The 19,210-nt window shown below is 45.3% G+C and carries 15 protein-coding genes; 13 read left to right on the top strand and 2 right to left on the bottom strand.

The genetic code is table 11. The annotated features are described in order from the left end of the window. Positions 1–100 precede the first annotated feature (100 nt). The 5 genes from moaC (at position 101) to pgsA (ending at position 3,432) form a co-directional block, all read left to right on the top strand. On the top strand, positions 101–598 hold the full coding sequence (gene moaC / locus RTR63_RS00775; RefSeq protein ID WP_062332788.1) for a cyclic pyranopterin monophosphate synthase MoaC: 498 nt from the start codon (positions 101–103) through the stop codon (positions 596–598). Further along, positions 585–848, top strand: coding sequence for a molybdopterin converting factor subunit 1 (gene moaD / locus RTR63_RS00770; protein WP_065254024.1), 264 nt, complete (start codon positions 585–587; stop codon positions 846–848). The genes moaC and moaD overlap by 14 nt, the downstream gene beginning before the upstream one ends. A gap of 37 nt (positions 849–885) precedes the next feature. Next, the gene (locus tag RTR63_RS00765; RefSeq protein ID WP_065254023.1) at positions 886–1,377 is read left to right on the top strand and encodes a molybdenum cofactor biosynthesis protein MoaE; all 492 of its coding nucleotides are present in this window, start codon (positions 886–888) and stop codon (positions 1,375–1,377) included. 24 nt (positions 1,378–1,401) lie between these two features. Then, positions 1,402–2,139 carry a sulfite exporter TauE/SafE family protein gene (locus RTR63_RS00760; RefSeq protein WP_096488345.1) on the top strand — a complete coding sequence of 246 codons (738 nt, stop codon included), beginning with the start codon at positions 1,402–1,404 and terminating at the stop codon, positions 2,137–2,139. Between the two features lie 618 nt (positions 2,140–2,757). Further along, a complete protein-coding gene (gene pgsA, locus RTR63_RS00755) occupies positions 2,758–3,432 on the top strand; it encodes a CDP-diacylglycerol--glycerol-3-phosphate 3-phosphatidyltransferase (protein ID WP_188874815.1) in 675 nt (224 codons plus the stop codon). A 142-nt stretch (positions 3,433–3,574) separates the two neighbouring features. Here pgsA and RTR63_RS00750 read toward each other — a convergent pair whose 3' ends face one another. Continuing rightward, positions 3,575–4,081, bottom strand: a complete 507-nt coding sequence (locus RTR63_RS00750) for a pyridoxamine 5'-phosphate oxidase family protein (RefSeq protein ID WP_309577095.1) — start codon at positions 4,079–4,081, stop codon at positions 3,575–3,577. Between the two features lie 350 nt (positions 4,082–4,431). Here RTR63_RS00750 and purL point away from each other — a divergent pair, with 350 nt between their 5' ends. From purL to RTR63_RS00715, 7 genes are all read left to right on the top strand, one after another. Next, on the top strand, positions 4,432–8,427 hold the full coding sequence (gene purL / locus RTR63_RS00745; RefSeq protein ID WP_312522140.1) for a phosphoribosylformylglycinamidine synthase: 3,996 nt from the start codon (positions 4,432–4,434) through the stop codon (positions 8,425–8,427). Positions 8,428–8,716: 289 nt separating this feature from the next. Next, positions 8,717–9,412 carry a YceI family protein gene (locus RTR63_RS00740; RefSeq protein ID WP_312522138.1) on the top strand — a complete coding sequence of 232 codons (696 nt, stop codon included), beginning with the start codon at positions 8,717–8,719 and terminating at the stop codon, positions 9,410–9,412. 244 nt (positions 9,413–9,656) lie between these two features. Continuing rightward, a complete protein-coding gene (locus tag RTR63_RS00735) occupies positions 9,657–10,382 on the top strand; it encodes a LemA family protein (protein ID WP_282842100.1) in 726 nt (241 codons plus the stop codon). Between the two features lie 179 nt (positions 10,383–10,561). Further along, positions 10,562–11,857, top strand: coding sequence for a TPM domain-containing protein (locus RTR63_RS00730; protein ID WP_239741366.1), 1,296 nt, complete (start codon positions 10,562–10,564; stop codon positions 11,855–11,857). 92 nt (positions 11,858–11,949) lie between these two features. Next, positions 11,950–12,543 (top strand): TPM domain-containing protein, encoded by a 594-nt coding sequence (locus RTR63_RS00725; protein WP_227716714.1) that lies wholly within the window; start codon positions 11,950–11,952, stop codon positions 12,541–12,543. A gap of 333 nt (positions 12,544–12,876) precedes the next feature. Further along, on the top strand, positions 12,877–15,270 hold the full coding sequence (locus RTR63_RS00720; protein WP_312522134.1) for an ATP-binding protein: 2,394 nt from the start codon (positions 12,877–12,879) through the stop codon (positions 15,268–15,270). A gap of 427 nt (positions 15,271–15,697) precedes the next feature. Next, a complete protein-coding gene (locus RTR63_RS00715) occupies positions 15,698–16,315 on the top strand; it encodes an LOG family protein (RefSeq protein WP_409034776.1) in 618 nt (205 codons plus the stop codon). 69 nt (positions 16,316–16,384) lie between these two features. Here the strand turns inward: RTR63_RS00715 and RTR63_RS00710 are convergent, their stop codons facing one another. Then, on the bottom strand, positions 16,385–17,794 hold the full coding sequence (locus RTR63_RS00710; protein WP_282850652.1) for an FAD-binding oxidoreductase: 1,410 nt from the start codon (positions 17,792–17,794) through the stop codon (positions 16,385–16,387). Between the two features lie 220 nt (positions 17,795–18,014). Between RTR63_RS00710 and serA the strand changes: the two genes are divergently transcribed. Beyond that, positions 18,015–19,210 (top strand): phosphoglycerate dehydrogenase (gene serA / locus RTR63_RS00705; RefSeq protein WP_312522132.1); only part of this gene is annotated, 1,196 nt, incomplete at its 3' end.

Below are 19,210 nucleotides of genomic sequence, written 5' to 3'. Positions count from 1 at the left end.
ATAGGCAAATTTAAGAAAAATTGACTCATTCAAGCGCAGCTTGATAAGCGTATATGTTGATGTAATTTTGTGCCACATTTGAGGGGTGAAAATCCAAAACATGACAACACAATTAACTCCCTTAGACCTGACCCATTTGGACGCACACGGCGATATCGCCATGGTCGATGTATCGGGCAAAACAATAACCCAACGCAGCGCCACCGCCGTAGGGCAAGTCATTTTCCCTAGCAACAGTTACCAAGTGATAAAATCTGCCGACGGCATCACCAAAAAAGGCTCAATCACCCAGACCGCGCATATCGCAGGGGTCATGGCAAGCAAACGCACCCACGAGCTGATTCCGCTTTGCCACCAGCTGCCACTTGATGGGGTAAAAATCGGCTTTGAGTATGATGATAACAACTGCTCAATCCACGTCACTGCCACCGTCAAAGTCACCCACAAAACAGGCGTGGAAATGGAAGCCTTAACCGCTGTGTCGGTGGCTTGCCTAACGATTTACGACATGACCAAAGCATTATCTCACGACATCACCATTAGCGATATCAAGCTACTCACCAAAACAGGGGGCAAATCCGACTATGCCAACACCTAGCACGTCTGAGAAAAATTTAGCCATCTTATACTTTGCAAGCCTTGCTGAACAAGCAGGGAAAGACGAAGAAACGATCCGCTTTGACGGTGATAACTTGACCGAGCTTTACCAAACGTTAAGCGCACACTACGGGTTTAAACTCGCCCAAACCAAACTTGCTGTGGCAATCAATCACCATATTACCAACTGGCAAACGCCGCTTCAAGATGGTGATATCGTCGCCTTTATTCCGCCTGTGGCAGGTGGTTGAATATCACGTACGCCCTTTAAACAATATAGAGAAAACCATGAATGCATTGCATAAAGGCTCATCCACCATTAGCATCAGTGAAGACCAAGCCTACCAAACCGTGATTACTAGCGGCTTTGCGTTAATTGACCGAGCCATTGACGACAGACGGCTTAAACACACCTTAATGAGCGATACTTGCGGGGCGTTAGCGACATTTGAAGGCTGGGTACGTAATCACAATAACGCTCGCCCTGTTAGCAAACTCACTTATTATGGCTACGAGCAACTGGCACTCAATCAAGGCAAAAAACTGGTTGAACAAGCCAAAGCCCAGTTTGATATCGAAAACGCCATTGCCATACACCGTGTTGGCGACCTTGCGATTGGTGAGATGGCGGTGTGGATTGGGGTGGTGGCTGCCCACCGTTATCCTGCATTTGATGCGTGTCGTTGGCTACTGGATGCGATTAAAGCGGATATTCCTGTGTGGAAACAAGAATTTTATGCCGACAGCACTGAGAGTCTGTGGCTTTCTAATAATGGTTAATACTCTAATAATGGTTAACAAGCAATGACAACTACCCTATTAAGCGTGCTGTTTTTTATTTCTGCCTTGCTCTATTCATCAGTCGGGCATGGGGGCGCATCGGGCTATCTAGCGATGATGGGATTAGTCGGCGTTGCGCCAAGTATGATGAAACCTACTGCGCTATGTCTTAATATTTTGGTGTCCATCATTGCGTTTTGGCGATTTTATTCTGCAAAAAACTTTTCTTGGCAAATTTTTATTCCCCTTGCTATTGCCGCGGTACCGATGGCGTTTATCGGGGGAATGACCCATTTACCCAGTCATTTATATAAGCCGATTGTTGGGACGGTACTGATTTTTTCGGCTATTTATTCATTTATCTTTGCCAAAAAACTCACCAGCGAGCAACCATTAAAACAGGTGTCAAAATGGCTTTTGGCAATCGTGGGGGCGGTTTTAGGGTTGCTTTCGGGATTGACGGGGGTGGGTGGTGGTGTGTTTTTAAGTCCAATTCTATTGTTTAACCGTTGGGCAAGCCCTAAAGTTGTCGCAGGCGTAGCGTCGGGGTTTATTTTGGTGAATTCAATTTCAGGCTTGTTTGGTGTGTTATCGACAGGGGCAAAACTGCCAAATCAACTACCAATCTGGCTTGTAGCAGTGTGTGTAGGGGGTTTTATTGGCGCAACTTATGGTAGCAAACGCCTTGCCGACCCCATGCTCAATAAATTATTATCTCTGGTATTAGTCATTGCAGGGCTGAAAATGCTGGCAAATTTTTAATGCTTAGGTAGATACCAACCGCTGCCTCTAGTACCAACCTAAAAAAGTACCAATCTAAAAAATGCGATGAATTGCAACATCTAATCATTTCAAAGCTTAAGCTATAAAAAAAACCCATTGCAGGAGGTGAGCAATGGGCTGAGGAAAAGCACAAGTAAGTGTTAAAAGTCTGAAAATTTTTGACAATAAACGCGGTTTATCAAAATTATTTAAGCCCTATATTGATAAAAAAATTCGCAAATTAATACGTTATGACTGATGAATTGGGTACAAAGTATTCAAATTTCAATAAACCTGACAACAGCAAAATTTGCTAATAGCGAAATAAGTCTTATTGTTATTATTATTCCGTTGTCGGACGTTATGATATCAATAAAAGTCTAAATTTTTGACTGTCTAATTACACCTTGTTACTTTTGAAGTGTTTTTTATACAATGACATATTTAGTAAAAAATACCATAAAATCAATAGAGTAAGCCGGCCTAATTGTTGAAAAACATGACAAAAACTAGCATTATGGGCAAAAAATAATGACATTGCTTTGAGAACCGTTATAATTATTTCAACTAAAATTGGCGTTACACCGCGCCTTACAACAAGAATGAACGAAAAATCCCATGACCGATAAGCCAGTGACCGACGAGACAGCCAACCCCCCTGTTGCCTCGGGCAGTATTTTTAACTTGCCCAACAACTTGACTATTGCGCGCATCGTGATGATTCCGCTGTTTGTGGCGATTGCTTATTGGCCGCCTGCGATGGGGATTGGGCAGAGCGCCATTAGCGACAATGCAATTGCCAACATAGGCATGTATCAGTTTAGCGATAGCCTACTACGCCACTTTTTATTGACGGCTGTATTTATTTTGGCGGCAATTACCGATTGGTTAGATGGCTACTTTGCCCGCAAGCTCAATATGACATCGGCATTTGGGCGGTTTCTTGACCCTGTGGCGGATAAATTGATGGTTGCTGCCGCGCTAATTATCTTGGTGCAGTGGCATCCTGACATTGTGATGGCGATTTCAGCGATTGTTATCATTTCACGGGAGATTGCCGTCTCTGCCTTGCGTGAGTGGATGGCAGAGCTGGGCAATCGTACCAGCGTTGCAGTGTCATATGTGGGCAAGATGAAAACCACTTTTCAAATGGTGGCAATTACGGTGTTACTACTCAATTGGGAATCACTTGAAATGACGGGGTATTTACTATTAGTGATTTCAGTGGTGTTGACGTTATGGTCAATGTTTATTTATCTAAAAGCAGCATGGCCCTATCTAAAACAGCCTTAATTGATAACTTTAAAAAAAGCTAATGACTTTAAAAAGCTGATGATGTTAAAAAAATGGATTATTCTAAAAAATTGTTAGTTCAAAATTTACCATAAAAAACCCCAGTTAAAAAACTGGGGTTATATTTTTTTAAAGCCAATCATTAAAAGGTTACGGCATGGTTTTCACCCATGTTTTCTGCGGTTTTCCCTTCTTGGACAGCCGCTGATACCATCTTAAACATATCTACCACCGTATTACCGCTTAGCCAATACTGCGCACCGTTACATTCAATACAAAGCACTTGCACATTAGGATCTTCTTTACCTTTTTCATAGAACGCCGCATAAATTGGGCTCCAAAGCTCATCTAGTTTGGCTTTGTCATTAACCAGCTTAGCCGTACCATTGATAGACACAAAGTCTTTTTGGTCGCTTGACGTATAAGATAAGTTGACTTGTGGGTTTTTTTCCAAATCTTTGATAGTTTCTGATTTGCGATCGCCGATAAACCAAATTTTACCATTTTCTAATTCATTTTTATTGGTGGTCATAGGGCACGCATGTAAATGTTTTTCGTCTGCAGTAATGGTGGTCATCATTGCATATTTGACGCCTTTAATCACTTTATTAATATTTTCAATATGTTGCTCTTTGGTGAGATCTGCCATGAGAATGTCCTTGTTATTATAGGGGTATTATACGTCTCAAAGTTAATACTAAAAAATTTATTGCTAACTGGTTAAAAAGTTACGTTAAAACTGGGTTAAAGTCGTTAACTTGGACGATAATATCGGCTTTTGTTGTTTAAGTCTGTCGAAAAGCTGCAAATAATTGGTATAAAACCGTTAACCATGTTATCGCAAGGTAACGCAATTGAAAGACACTTTAGGAAAAACACATCGTGAAATGACAATCTATCGCCATCAAGACAAGTGATACGCCCGTGGGTTTAATGCTATAATAGCCGCAAACTTTTCTGTTATTTTCCCAACTTTTCCCGAAGCAAGCGGAACTTTCTATGACTATCATCGCTGGACACCCATTTTTAACCGATTTTCAAACCACCAAACTGCTAAATTCCCTTAGCCAAAAAACCAATCTCAAAATCACTCACTTAAAAAGCCAGCAAGTTTATATTTTTTCTAAGGATTTGGCAGAACACGACTATAAAAAAGCGGTAGATTTGCTCAATCATGGTGACGAAATCGCGCTTAATCAAGCAAGCCAAGGTGAGAATCAAAATGAAAACCAAGAGGCGCTGCAAATTATCGTCAGCCCACGTTTTGGTACGATTAGCCCTTGGGCAAGTAAAGCGACGGATATTTTTAACAATTGTGAGATAGCGATTGAGCGTGTTGAGCGCTTGGTGGTGTATACGCTCATCGGCGAAAATTTGCCTGAAAAGCTACCGCATGATATCGAGATGATGTTGTACGACCGCATGACCCAAAGCCTATTTTATGACTTGGCAAAGGCTCAGCACTTATTCGATGACCACGAGCCAGCACCGCTCAACCATGTCGATGTGATGGGCAAAGGGCGTGAGGCGTTAGAATCTGCCAACCGTGAGTTTGGTTTTGCATTATCGAGCCAAGATATTGACTACTTGATGGATGCCTACGTCAATGAACTCAAACGCAATCCGACCGATGTTGAGCTCATGATGTTTGCCCAAGCCAACTCGGAGCATTGCCGCCACAAGATTTTTAATGCGCAATGGACGATTGATGGCGAAGTACAGCCAAAATCCTTGTTTGGCATGATTAAAAATACCTTCGAGCAAAATCCCAACGATATTTTATCCGCCTATAAAGACAATGCCGCAGTGGTAAAAGGGCATGAAGGACAGCGTTTTTATCCGCTATTAAACAGCGACAACAATCATTTAGCATACGATTTTCACCAAGAGCCGATTGATATTTTGATGAAAGTAGAAACCCACAATCACCCAACGGCGATTGCACCGTATGCAGGCGCGGCGACAGGCTCGGGCGGGGAAATCCGTGACGAAGGCGCGACAGGTCGTGGCGGTAAACCCAAAGCAGGCTTGGCAGGATTCCATGTGTCGCATTTGCAGCTACCTGATATGCCAGAAAAATGGGAGCACAGCGGAAAAGTCTCCACGGCTGACTACGGCAAGCCAGCGCGTATGGCGTCCGCATTAGAAATCATGACCCAAGCGCCGCTTGGTAGTGCGGCGTTTTCCAATGAATTTGGTCGTCCAAATCTGGTCGGTTATTTTCGCTCATTCCAATTGGACACCTCAAAAGACCAAGATGGCAGCCAAATGCGCGGCTATCACAAACCCATTATGATTGCCGGTGGTTACGGTAATATCAAACGCAATTTGGTGGAAAAAAATCCGATTCAGCAAGGCGATTTGCTCATTGTGCTAGGGGGTCCTGCCATGCAAATCGGCTTGGGCGGTGGCGCAGCAAGTTCGGTGGATAGTGGTGAGCTTGATGAAGGCTTGGATTTTGCGTCCGTGCAACGTGACAATGCCGAGATGGAACGCCGCTGTCAAGAAGTCATTGACCGCTGTTGGGCGATGGCAGGAAATCAGCCAGATGAAGATAACAATCCGATTGTGTCGATTCATGACGTGGGGGCAGGTGGTTTGTCAAACGCCATGCCCGAGCTTGTGAATGACCACGAACTTGGGGCGGTGTTAAACTTGCGTAAAGTGCCGTCGCTTGAGCATGGCATGTCGCCAATGGCGATTTGGTCAAATGAAGCTCAAGAGCGCTATGTGTTGGCAATCCGTCCACAAAGCCGTGAACTATTTGATAGTATCTGTGAGCGCGAGCGTTGCCCGTATGCGATTTTGGGTGAAGCGACTGACGTGCGTGAGTTGGTGGTCAATGACCCACTACTGAACACCAAAGGCGACCAACAACCGGTCGATATGCCACTACAAGTGCTACTCGGTGGTACGCCAAAAATGCAGCGTAGCTTTAGTCGTAGCACGCCAGATTTGACAGCGTTAAATCTTGATAAAGTCGATTTGGCTGAAGCGGTCAAAGACGTGCTGCGTCACCCAACGGTTGCCAGCAAATCTTTCTTAATTAGCATTGGCGATCGTTCCATCACGGGTATGGTAGTACGTGACCAATATGTTGGACGTTACCAAGTGCCAGTGGCGGACTGTGCTGTTACCGCTTCTGCTCTCCTCCCTGTCGATGGCAAACCGATGACAGGCGAGGCCATGAGTATGGGCGAGCGTACCCCAGTTGCTTTGATTAATCCTGCCGCATCTGCGCGCCTTGCCGTTGCCGAAGCCATTACCAATATCGCAGGGGCGAATATCGCCAAGCTATCAGACATTACCTTGTCGGCGAACTGGATGGCAGCCTGTGGTGAAGACAAAGAAGACCAAGCCTTGTTTGATGCGGTGTATGCCGTGGGCGAAGCGCTTTGTCCGGCACTTGGTATTGCCATTCCTGTGGGTAAAGACAGCTTGTCAATGCGGGCGAATTGGTCAGATGAGCAAGCAAACAAGTCTGTGGTGTCACCCATGTCGCTCATTATCACTGCCTTTGCCCCTGTGCAAGATGTCACCAAAACCTTAACCCCAGAATTGCTAACCAGCTCAGCGCTTGGCGAAACCGCCTTTTATCGCTTAGACTTATCAAAAGGTCAGTTCCGCTTGGGTGGCTCAATCCTTGCCCAAACCCTAAGCCAACTGGGTGATACTTGCCCAGATTTGGATAATCCGCAAGATTTAATTAACTTTTTTAACTTTATCCAGCAAGCCAACAACCAAGGCTTAATCACCGCATATCATGACATTGGTGATGGCGGTTTGCTTGCCACCATCGCTGAGATGCAATTCACCAGTCGTCAAGGCGTAAAATTGGTGTTAACTGATGATAATTTACTCGGTCAATTGTTTGCTGAGGAACTCGGTGCGGTGATCCAAATTAAAACCCATCAGGTGGCTCAGTTGTTAGCGCTTGCCGAAACCACAGGCGTCAGCGAGCTGTTAAGCTTGGTCGGTCAAAGCACCGATGAGGACAGTTTACTCATCCAAACAGCCACGCAAAATTTACGTTTTGAGCGTAGCGAGCTTGAGCAAGAATGGAGCAAAGTCAGCTACCATATCGCCAAAAACCGTGAAAATCCCGAATGCGTACAACAAGCCTTTGATTTGATTGGTGATAAATCCCATCAAGGTTTAATCGCGCAAGCTAATTATGATCTCAACCAAGCGATTGAAGCCCCCTACATCAATAGCCGCAGCGCACAGCCCAAAGTCGCCATTTTGCGTGAGCAAGGCGTGAATGGTCAGCTAGAAATGGCAGCAGGCTTTAAACGCGCAGGGCTAGAAGCCGTCGATGTGCATATGAGTGACTTGCTCAAAGGGCGTGTCAACTTGCGTGACTTTGATGGGCTGGTGGCTTGCGGCGGCTTTAGTTATGGCGATGTGCTTGGCGCTGGTGCTGGCTGGGCAAAATCGGTTCTGTTCCATGACGAATTACGCATGCAATTTGTGCGATTCTTTACCCGACCAGAAACCTTCTCGCTTGGCGTGTGTAACGGCTGTCAGATGATGAGCCAGCTTAAAGACTTGATACCAGGCGCAGAGAATTTCCCCCGTTTTATCGCCAATAAATCAGCACGCTTTGAAGCACGCACGGTGAATGTGAAAATTGAACGTACCAAGTCGGTGCTGTTAAAAGGCATGCAAGAGAGCATTCTACCGATTGCGGTAGCACATGGCGAAGGCTTTGCTACGTTGAGCAATACCGATATCGCAGGGATGAGTGCACATGGGCAAATTGTGATGCGTTATGTGGACAGTCTCGGCACACCAACCGAGCATTATCCGCTCAATCCAAATGGCTCACCACAAGGGGTGACAGGAATTTGTAGCACCGATGGGCGTGTGACCTTGATGATGCCACACCCAGAGCGCAATTTGATGGCGTATAACCACAGCTGGAAGCCTGAAGCGTGGGACAATGACGGGGCGTGGATGCGGATGTTTAGAAATGCTCGGGCATTTTTAAGATAAGAGTTAAGATAAAAGTTAACATAGATAATTTTTTTAAAAAAGGATGGCAAAAGCTGTCCTTTTTTAATGAGCTAAGCTAACCCGACTAAGGCAATAAAGACTGGGTGATAAAAGCTATCACGATAAAAGCCTTGGCTTGGTCAAAAACTAGCAACAATTTACAAACAATACACGATAACAAGAGAAAGGTATATGTTATAATAACTTAATCCTACATAGACTAAGTTAAGTTTCATTAACAATGCCTTGTAAGCCCATACAGTTCTTATAATATATCGAGGAAAATCCCATGAATAGTAAACTTTTAGCCACTGCCGCTATCACAGCGTTGTTAGCCACACAATTTGCCAATGCAGAATTGGTTATCTCGCAAAACGGTCAAACTCAAAAAGTTGGTGAAGCCGCAGCTCAACCTGCAGCGGTCATAAAAGCGCCTAAAACCGCCAAAGTAGAAAAAGTTAAGCCAAGCAACAGCACCAGCTACAAACTAGACCCAAACCATGCCAATGTACGTTTTGCCATTGACCATTTTGGCACGACTACCAATACCGGCGGATTTTACGGCTTAACCGGTGACATGGAATACAACCCTGCCAAGCGTATGGGCAGCATCAATGTTGATATTCCAGTTAATTCGTTAAATACGGGTAGCGAAGCGTTTGATAAACATCTCAAAAGTGGTGATTTCTTCGATGCTGAAAAATACCCAACGGCTAATTTCAAATCAACCAAATTCCATTTCAAAAATGGCAAAGTAACGAAAGTTGACGGTAACTTGACGCTATTGGGCAAAACCAACCCAGTCAGCCTAAAAGCCACTAAATTTAATTGCTACAACAGCCCAATGCTGAAAAATGCGCAAGTATGTGGCGGTGATTTTGAGACTACCATTGACCGCACCAAATGGGACATGGATACCTATGTCAAAATGGGTTTTGCTAAAGACGTGAAACTCAACATCCAAGTTGAAGCGGTACAACAATAATTTTTTAGCAAACAATGAAAGTAATCAAAAAGATCAGCGTTGGCTGGTCTTTTTTTATGGGACGCTGATAGGGGATCTTTCAAACAAGCCAAGCGGGGTTTATAAGCGTGGTTTCATGGGGCTGCGGTTTGATACAAAAGCATACAGCACTATACAAAATGTAAATTTACAGTATCCGCACATAGCTTCATAATTTCCAAAAACCTAAACATTACTTTATTTAATTTATTTTTGAGGAAAACTTATGAAATCATTCAATACTACAGTAAAAAACACCTTATTAGCCGCAGCGTTGGTGGTGGGTTCTGCCAATCTGACCGGTTGTGGTTATAACGCTATGCAAGCACAAGATGAACAAATCAACGCCTCATGGTCAGAAGTAGTCAACCAATACCAGCGCCGTGCTGACTTGATTCCAAACTTGGTCAAAGTCGTTGAGCGTTATGCCCAGCACGAACAGGCGACCTTAACCCAAGTCACACAAGCACGTTCACAAGCGACGACTATCAATGTGAGCGCCGATGTACTCAATGACCCAGCGGCTTTCCAACGCTATCAACAAGCGCAAGATCAATTGGGCGGTGCGTTATCGCGTCTAATGGCAGTATCAGAACGCTATCCCGACCTAAAAGCGGATAAACAATTCCAAGAATTGCAAGCACAGCTTGAAGGTACCGAAAACCGCATTACCGTGGCACGTGGTCGTTATATCCAAGACGTTCAAACTTATAACACTACCGTACGTCAATTCCCAACCAATATTACCGCAAAAGTGTTTGGTATGCATACCCGCCCAAACTTTACCGTGGCTAATGAGGCGCAAATCTCCACTGCACCAACCGTTGATTTTGGCAATAACAATACCAATACTGCAAATGCCGGCGGTCAGCCAGTGCAAAACAATGGCAACACTGCCAATGCCGGTGGTCAGCCTGTAAATAATTCGGCTACCGCGACAGCGAAACCCTAATTCACTATTGTAAACTGTATGGTTAAAAGTTAAGAATATTTTTTTAAATAGTCTGCCATCAGTCGGTGGCAGGCTCATTAGATAAAATTTGAATAAATTGTGAGACTGATTGTTTAAATTAGTTTTTGAATTGACTACATCATCATAATAAAAAAATTGCATACTTTGAGGAAACACAGGTGTCATTGAATATTGTACAGACACAGCCCAATTTACAGCGCTCGCATAAACAGCCGCATAAATTGTCGTCTCGTTTATTAGCCAAGCGGTTGGTAGTGAGTACGTTTACTGCACTGACCATGGGCATTGGGCTTGCGATGCCTATGGCAGCCGTTGCAGAAACTGCCACAGCGACAGCCAATTCCGCAACCGTTACCGCTAAGCCCACACTACAAGATCATAGTGTTGAGGACATGGTTGCGATTGCCAAAACCGCACAAACCAATGAAGCGCTTAATGATGCTGTACTCAATAATGATGCAATTAAAGAGACGTTGGGCAATGATGCACTGCCGATACCAGGTGTCAATACTCAAGCAACTGGCAATCAGGCCAATAACAATCAGGCAACAGCTACCGCCAATACCCAGACTACTAAGACGCCTAAACAGTCAACCCAAGCCCCTGTTGCCGCTGATAAACTAATCCTAAATAACCCTGTCATTGATGAAGCAAAAATTCTATCGGCTAGTGATAAACAGGCGATTGAAACCAAACTGCGTAGTCTTAATGACCGCGGCTTGGCGCAAGCAGCCGTGGTCATTGTGCCAACCACCAATGGCGAGGATATTTTTGACTATTCAATGAAAGTTGCTGATCGCTGGAAACTGGGCAAAAAAGACACCGATCAAGGTCTGTTGATGGTTGTTGCTGTCAATGACCGTAAAATGTACATTTTAACGGGCTATGGTCTTGAAGGTACCATTCCTGATGCCGTCGCTAAACGCATTATTAGCGATGACATAACCCCAAGATTTAAACAAGGCGATTATGCCGGTGGTATCACGGCGGGAATTAATCGCATTGAAGAACGCTTGACAACCGATCCGGCTATTTTAAAGCAAGCAGATGCCAATCGAGTCAATACCAATGCCAATAGCAATGCTCAGTCAAATCAAGAGGGCGGAATACCGCTTATCTTCCTAGGCTTTTTTGGCTTTGTCGCTGGTATGATTTTGACCAGTATATTAGGGCGCTTTTTTGGTTCGATTGCTACGGCAGGTGGCATTGTAACGCTTGGTACAATCTTTGGTGCAGGGTTACTAGGCAGTATATTTGTGGCATTTATTGTCTTTTTATTTTTGCTATTTCGAGGTGGCGGTGGTGGTCGCGGTGGCAGAGGCGGCGGTGGGGTTGTCTTCCTACCGGGTGGCGGATTTGGTGGAGGCGGTTTTGGCGGCGGTGGATTTGGTGGTGGTGGCTTTGGTGGCGGCGGTGGTGGCTTTGGCGGTGGTGGCGCTGGGGGCGATTGGTAATCAATAGTCAGTAATCGGCTAGTTATTAAAAATTATTTTAAATTTACCCCTTATCATCAACTATATACTTCATTATTTTTTATGGAATTTTCATGAGCACAAATGACCCAATAACAGCAACGAATGGTGCCAACGAAGAAACCATTGCTTACACCTCGCCGATGGCGACAGTGACTTCCACTGTGCCAAGTTGGGCCAGATGGTGGCGTCAAGTTGCGTTTATATCTAGCCTGCACAATCGGTGGTTAACGCCTACTGCCCAACAACAGCTAAATCAAGCAATTACCGAAGCTGAGCAAGGGCATCGCGGCGAAGTGGTGCTAGTGATTGAGAATCATTTGCCCATTTCGTCCGCTCGGCTACAAAACAGCCGAGACAGAGCAATCGGAGTTTTTGGGGATTATCGCGTCTGGGATACGCAGGATAATACTGGGGTGTTGGTGTATCTTAATATCTGTGAGCGGCGTCTGGAGATTGTCGCTGATAGAGGCATTAATAGCCATGTGATGCCAACCATGTGGCAAGCGATGTGCGACAAAGCTATCGAAGGTATTAAAGCCAATCGACACATCGATAGCTTGGTTGCACTATTGGGCGATGTGGGGCAATTGCTTCGTCAATATTACCAATTAGACAATGACCCAAACGGCAACGAAATCGCTGACAAGATGATTTTCATAAAGTAGTTTTAAACTTAATTAGTATAGTGCGATGATGTAATCCTACCAAAAGCGATGTTACCCATCGCTTTTTTTATTGCTCAGCTTTTAAGACCCAACAGTAAGCGGGTAAATTTCAAAAACTTGGGTATCAAAAATTATTAAGGATTATCTTTGCGGTGCTAAAAAATTGCATTAAGGCTAGATAAAAGAATCGACAAATTTTGCTAGGCGAAATGATAAAATTTTACATATAATGAAACCGACATACCGCCACTCAGCTTGTTAGACAATTAGGCAATTAGACCAGTCGTCATGTTAGCGATAAATCATTACTTATAAAAATTTTGAGGGAATCCCATGCCAACGCTCACCAATAATATTCCTGATAGTATCGGTCAATTTTATCTCGGTCAAGACGTGTACCCAGAGTCTACACAAGGTCAAGCAACCCTATATGATGCAGCTGACTTAACAACCCACGCGGTGATTATCGGGATGACGGGCTCGGGTAAGACGGGTTTGGGGATTAGCTTACTGGAAGAAGCTGCGCTTGATAATATTCCGGTGATTGCGATTGACCCCAAAGGTGATTTGGGCAATTTGGCATTGACGTTCCCAAGTTTGGCAGCCAGTGACTTTGAGCCATGGATTGATAGCGGCATGGCAAATCAAGCGGGTATGAGCGTGGCAGAGTTTGCCAAGCAAACCGCAGACAACTGGCAACAAGGGCTTGGCAACAGTTTTCAAACCCCGGAGCGTGTGCAAGCACTCAAAGCCGCCAATCGCGTTAGCGTCTATACCCCAGGTAGCGAGAATGGCTTACCCATTGCCCTACTTGGCAATCTCGTGCCGCCGCCCGATAGTGTCAAACAAGATGGCGAAAGCTATGCGGAGTATATCGATGCGACAGTGTCGGCACTGTTGGTGCTATTAAAAGTCGATGGGGATAACCTTGCGCCCGAGCATGTGTTCTTGGCACAGCTACTTAAAAACGCCTGGGACAATAACCAAACTTTAACCTTGGTGGATTTGATTACCCAAATCCAAACGCCAGCGTTTGACAAAATCGGCATCCTGCCGCTGTCACAAGTATTTGCGGATAAAGACCGTGGCGCACTGGCGATGAAGCTCAATACGCTTTTGGCATCACCGAGTTTTGCCAGCTGGCTTAAAGGCATGCCGCTGGATGCTGGCGCACTCTTTTATGATAAAAACGGCAAAGCACAAACCAGTGTGCTCAATATTGCCCATCTATCCGATGATGAGCGTTTATTTTTTGTCACCTTGTTACTCACCAATTTATTGGGCTGGATGCGCCGTCAGCAAGGCACCTCGACCTTGCGGGCAATTTTGTACATGGATGAAGTGTTTGGCTATTTACCGCCGATTGGCAATCCACCGACCAAAGTATTGCTGTTGACCCTACTAAAACAAGCGCGTGCATTTGGTTTGGGGATTGTGTTATCGACCCAAAACCCAGTGGACTTGGACTACAAAGCATTATCCAACGCGGGTACTTGGTTTATCGGACGGTTGCAGACTGCCCAAGACCGTGAACGGGTGATGGATGGCTTGCTCTCTGCCAGCGGCAGCAGTGGACTCGACAAAGCGGCGCTTAATGCGTGGTTTGATAAACTCGGTAAACGCCAATTTTTGCTGCACAATGTGCATGACGCCACCCCTGTGATTTTTAGCACCCGCTTCACGCTTAACTACTTATCAGGACCGCTTAGCAAACAAGCCATAGCACAGCTCAAAGCCAATAGCCAAGCCGCTGCTCCTACCGACCCAGCGCAAGCGCAAGCCACCACGCCTGCCATCAATCCATTAGCAAGCACCATAAGTCAGCCGCCGGCCTTGCCCAAAGATGTGGGCTTGTATTATGCCCCCAAAGACATGGCGGGCGATGGGCAAACCTTCTATGAGCCTACTGCCTTTGCCTATGCGCGGGTATTTTTTAATGACAAAAAATCAGGCGCCCAAAGTCAGCAGCAGCTATTATTAACCACAGCATTTGGTGAGCCGCCGTTGGTGGTAGATTGGCATCAAGCGATTTTAAGTGATTTGACCTTTGAGCAGTTACAATCGGCTCCGCACCAACCCGCTGTGCTCAAACAACTGCCTACCCAAGCGCTCGACAAGGCATCATGGAAAGTTTGGGAAAAAGCGGTGAAAGAAGCCATCCGTCAGCAGCAAGTGTTAAATCTGTGGTATGTCGATAGTTTAAAGCTGTATAGCGAAGTGGCAGAGAGCGAAGACGCCTTCCGCAATCGGCTCATCGTACCGCTGCATGAACAGCGTGATATCGCCATTGCCCAGCTGCGTGATAGCTTTGCTAAAAAACAAGACGCGCTAGCCAAAAAACTGCAAGCCGCCAATGAAAAATACCAACAACAAACCGCTGAGTCAAGTAAAGGCTGGCTTGATGCAGGGGTCAGTATTGGCTCTGCGGTCTTAGGCGCATTTATGGGGCGTAAAGCGTTGTCACAGACCAATATCAATAACGTCAAACGTGCCATGAACTCGGTGGGCGATATCAATGCCAACAAACAAACCGTCGCAGAGCTTGATGTGATTCGTCAGCAGCTGCAGCAGGAGTTAGACAGCATTGGGCAGCAGTTACAAAGCCAAATCGACACCTTGGCAACCACGTATGATGCTCAATCAATAGCACTTGATACTGTACAGATTGCCCCAGCAGCGAAGGATATCACGGTGTTGTTGGTCGGCGTGTTGTATCAGCCGCTATAAACAGACGCAATATAAACCTTTTGACCCTATTAAATTTCGCGGAATGCGGTATGCCCCCAACGTCTGAATACGAACAGCAATCCCAATATTTTCTTGCCAATATCTATGCCAGTGGCAATGGAATCGCTGCCGATGCCCATCATACTTAGGATATCTACTTGATGGTTTTTGATAGCCTATTGTTCTTATCGAGGCTATCTATCTTATCTAGGCTATTTTATTCAGCCTTTCATTGATGGCTTTTTAACAGCCATTGCTTTATTTTTCGCCAACTGCACCAATTATAATGCCTATGCGCCAAATGTAGCCAAAATGAGATACGCTGCGCCTAGGATGCGTTCACGAATTTGTAGGATGATTGAGCTATAATGACAACACATTAAAAGGAAAAAGCATGACACCCGTAGATATTATTACTAGTAAAGAAATGAGCGATATTGCACAAATTGTCAAACTTCATGATATTGATGTTCCCTTAGTCGCTGTGTATTGCGGCTCTCGCAAAGGCAATGACCCCGTCTATGTCCAATCGGCGTATGAATTGGGTAGGGCATTGGTTGAAGCAGGATTAGGTCTGGTATATGGCGGTGCGGTGATTGGCTGTATGGGCGCGGTTGCCGATGGTGTAATTGAAAAAAACGGCATTGCCGTGGGCGTGATTCCTGAGTTTATGATGGATCGAGAAGTGGCGCATGGTGGGCTGACGCGTCTGCATTTGACCGATACCATGCATACCCGTAAAGCCATCATGGCAGAGTACGCCAGTGCCTTTATCACCTTGCCAGGTGGGCTTGGCACGCTTGAGGAAATCATGGAAATTGCCACTTGGCGACAGCTATATCAACATGAAAAACCGATGATTATTCTCAATATCAATGGTTTTTATGACAAATTGATTGAACATCTACAGTTTACCGCTGAGCAAGGTTTTATGAAACCAGAAGATTTACAGCGATTAATCGTTTGTAATACTGTCGCCGATGCCATTGAACTCCTCAAACCGATTGTTAACATGCCAGACACGCTGAATGTGAATAAAATCTAACTTTGTTAGCGACAAAAAAAAGACCTCAGTTAAAGGTCTTTTTTTGTATCCTTTTTTTATCAATGTTATCTAGTCGAAAATCTTACCACGATTCATAATCCCATTGGGGTCAAAGACTTGTTTGATGGCACGCAAATAATCAATTTCTTCATCAGGACGGGTGTAATTAAGATACGGCTTTTTGGTCATACCCACGCCATGCTCGGCTGAGATAGAGCCGTTGTATTTTTGCACCGTTTCAAACACATACTTGTTGACCACTTGGCATTTTTCAAAAAATTCGTCTTTGCTAAGGTTTTCTGGTTTTAAAATATTTAAATGTAAATTACCATCGCCGATATGCCCAAACCAGCACACTTGAAAATCCGGATAGTTTTGGCTAACAATGGCATCGATATCCGCGATAAACTCTGGCACACGGCTGATGAGCACGGAGATGTCATTTTTGTACGGGGTAAATACTGAGATGGTTTCAGAGATATACTCACGCAGTTTCCATAGCTCTTGGGCTTGGTGAATCGATTGGCTCATCACCCCATCAAGCACCCAGCCTTCGCTCATACAGTCTTCAAAAATCTGCATCGCCATGTCCATAATCGGCTCGTAAGGCGCTTCAAATTCGAGTAGCGCATAAAATGGCGCATCGGTTTCAAACGGTTTTTGCACATGCCCTGTGGCAAGTAATTTATCAACGGCGACATCATCAAAAAATTCAAACGCGGTCAAATCCATTTTACTTTGAAAGGCTGACAAGATTTGCATAATATTGGCAAACTCTGGCACGCCAAGCACCATGACAGTTAGGTTTTTGGGCTGGCGCTCTAGCTTGACTTGCACTTCGGTGACAATCCCAAGCGTACCTTCTGCACCGATAAGCAAATGACGCAAGTCATAACCGGTGGCATTTTTTATCATGCCTTTATTGAGGTGCAAAATATCGCCTTTACCTGTCACCACGGTCATACCCAAAATCCAGTTGCGGGTCATGCCGTATTTGATGACCTTGATACCGCCGGCATTGGTGCCAATATTGCCGCCAAGCTGGCTTGAACCGGCTGATGCAAAGTCCACGGGATAGTATAACCCTTGCTGCTGGGCAAAGTCTTGCAGCGCTTTGGTGACGATACCCGCTTCCACTTCCACCATACGGTCGGCAGGGTAGAAGCCCAATATTTGGTGCATTTTATCAAGGCTAATTACCACCTCGCCATTGGCGGCAACGGCACCTGCGGATAACCCCGTCCGTCCACCGCTTGGGGTAATGACGATGTTAAGCTCATTACATAGCTTGACGATGGCTTGCACTTGCTGGGTGGATTTTGGGAAGACAATGGCGCTGGCGTTGGGCTCAAAATGCTTGGTCCAATCTTTGCCCCAAAAGCCCAAACTGTCCGCATCGGTTTTGATTTGGTGTTCGTCAAATCCTTGCTGGCGTAGTTGTTCAATGAGCGTATTGATGGCGGTCTGATTAGCAGTCATGGTGTGGCTTTTACCCATATTTTTAGACAGATTGAAAAGGTTTTTGAGGCTCTATCATAGCATAACTAACGGCATAAATTTTGACAAAAACACTGGCGATTGATGAAGAATTTTTTACCCATAAGACAAAAAAATCATGCCATCTTGCTGGAATTTCACCACAAAAAACCCAGCAAGTGTGATAGGATAATTGACTAAAAATACTGACTAGGGGTTTGTTATGGCACAAAATCTATCACTTGAGAAAGACAAAATCCGCTTTTTGATGCTTGAAGGCTTGCATGACAATGCCTTTAAAGTGCTGTCAGAGGCGGGCTATCACAATGTTGAGAACATCAAAACCGCCTTAGACCCCGAAGAACTTATCGAAAAAATCAAAGATGCCCATTTTATCGGCATTCGGTCTCGCACCCATTTGACCCGCGATATTTTAGAAAAAGCTGAAAAGCTCATCGCCATTGGCTGTTTTTGTATTGGCACCAACCAAGTGGACTTGGAGGCTGCCCGTGAACTGGGTATCCCTGTCTTTAATGCCCCTTATTCTAACACCCGCTCTGTGGCAGAATTGGTACTTGCCGAAATCATCATGCTGATGCGCGGTATCCCTGAAAAAAACGCGGTGGTACACCGTGGCGGCTGGAACAAATCTGCCAAAGACAGCTATGAAGTGCGCGGCAAAACTTTGGGTATCGTGGGTTATGGCTCTATTGGTACTCAGCTATCGGTACTCGCTGAAAGCCTTGGGATGAAAGTCATCTATCATGATGTGGTTACCAAATTGCCACTGGGCAACGCCACCCAAGTGGGTAGCCTAGAAGAACTGCTTGGTAAAGCCGATGTGGTCACCCTGCATGTGCCAGATTTGCCAAGCACGCGTAATATGATTACCGCCACAGAATTGGCTGCTATGAAGCCAGGCGCGCATCTTATTAATGCGGCGCGTGGCAAATGTGTGGATATCGATGCGCTAGCAGCAGCCCTGCAAAGTGGTCATATCTTGGGCGCGGCGATTGACGTGTTCCCCAAAGAGCCAAAATCAGCGGATGACGAATTTGAATCACCACTGCGCGCGTTTGACAATGTGATTTTGACACCGCATATCGGTGGCTCAACCCAAGAAGCCCAAGCCAATATCGGTCTTGAAGTGGCAGAAAAATTTGTGCGTTATTCTGATATGGGTGATACCGCAACCTCAGTGAACTTCCCAAATGTTAGTATGCCGCAAAAAGAAGGCACGCATCGTTTGCTCCATATTCACCAAAACGTGCCTGGCGTGTTGTCACAGATTAACAAATCCTTTGCCGATGCCAATATCAATATCTTTGCCCAAAGCCTGATGACCGAAGAAGACGTGGGTTATCTGGTGATGGATGTGGGTAGCGGAGATTCTGCGCAAGCGGTTGAAGCACTCAAAAA

This window comes from Moraxella sp. CTOTU47724 (assembly GCF_032014955.1).
Taxonomy (GTDB): Bacteria; Pseudomonadota; Gammaproteobacteria; order Pseudomonadales; family Moraxellaceae; genus Faucicola; species Faucicola tetraodonis.
This window is presented reverse-complemented; position numbering and strand designations above follow the sequence as displayed.

Excerpts from the sequence above, each read along its gene's own strand:
- moaC (WP_062332788.1), top strand. The coding sequence starts at position 101 with ATGACAACACAATTAACTCCCTTAGACCTGACCCATTTGGACGCACAC.
- moaD (WP_065254024.1), top strand. The coding sequence starts at position 585 with ATGCCAACACCTAGCACGTCTGAGAAAAATTTAGCCATCTTATACTTT.
- RTR63_RS00765 (WP_065254023.1), top strand. The coding sequence starts at position 886 with ATGAATGCATTGCATAAAGGCTCATCCACCATTAGCATCAGTGAAGAC.
- RTR63_RS00760 (WP_096488345.1), top strand. The coding sequence starts at position 1,402 with ATGACAACTACCCTATTAAGCGTGCTGTTTTTTATTTCTGCCTTGCTC.
- pgsA (WP_188874815.1), top strand. The coding sequence starts at position 2,758 with ATGACCGATAAGCCAGTGACCGACGAGACAGCCAACCCCCCTGTTGCC.
- RTR63_RS00750 (WP_309577095.1), bottom strand. The coding sequence starts at position 4,081 with ATGGCAGATCTCACCAAAGAGCAACATATTGAAAATATTAATAAAGTG.
- purL (WP_312522140.1), top strand. The coding sequence starts at position 4,432 with ATGACTATCATCGCTGGACACCCATTTTTAACCGATTTTCAAACCACC.
- RTR63_RS00740 (WP_312522138.1), top strand. The coding sequence starts at position 8,717 with ATGAATAGTAAACTTTTAGCCACTGCCGCTATCACAGCGTTGTTAGCC.
- RTR63_RS00735 (WP_282842100.1), top strand. The coding sequence starts at position 9,657 with ATGAAATCATTCAATACTACAGTAAAAAACACCTTATTAGCCGCAGCG.
- RTR63_RS00725 (WP_227716714.1), top strand. The coding sequence starts at position 11,950 with ATGAGCACAAATGACCCAATAACAGCAACGAATGGTGCCAACGAAGAA.
- RTR63_RS00720 (WP_312522134.1), top strand. The coding sequence starts at position 12,877 with ATGCCAACGCTCACCAATAATATTCCTGATAGTATCGGTCAATTTTAT.
- RTR63_RS00715 (WP_409034776.1), top strand. The coding sequence starts at position 15,698 with ATGAGCGATATTGCACAAATTGTCAAACTTCATGATATTGATGTTCCC.
- RTR63_RS00710 (WP_282850652.1), bottom strand. The coding sequence starts at position 17,794 with ATGACTGCTAATCAGACCGCCATCAATACGCTCATTGAACAACTACGC.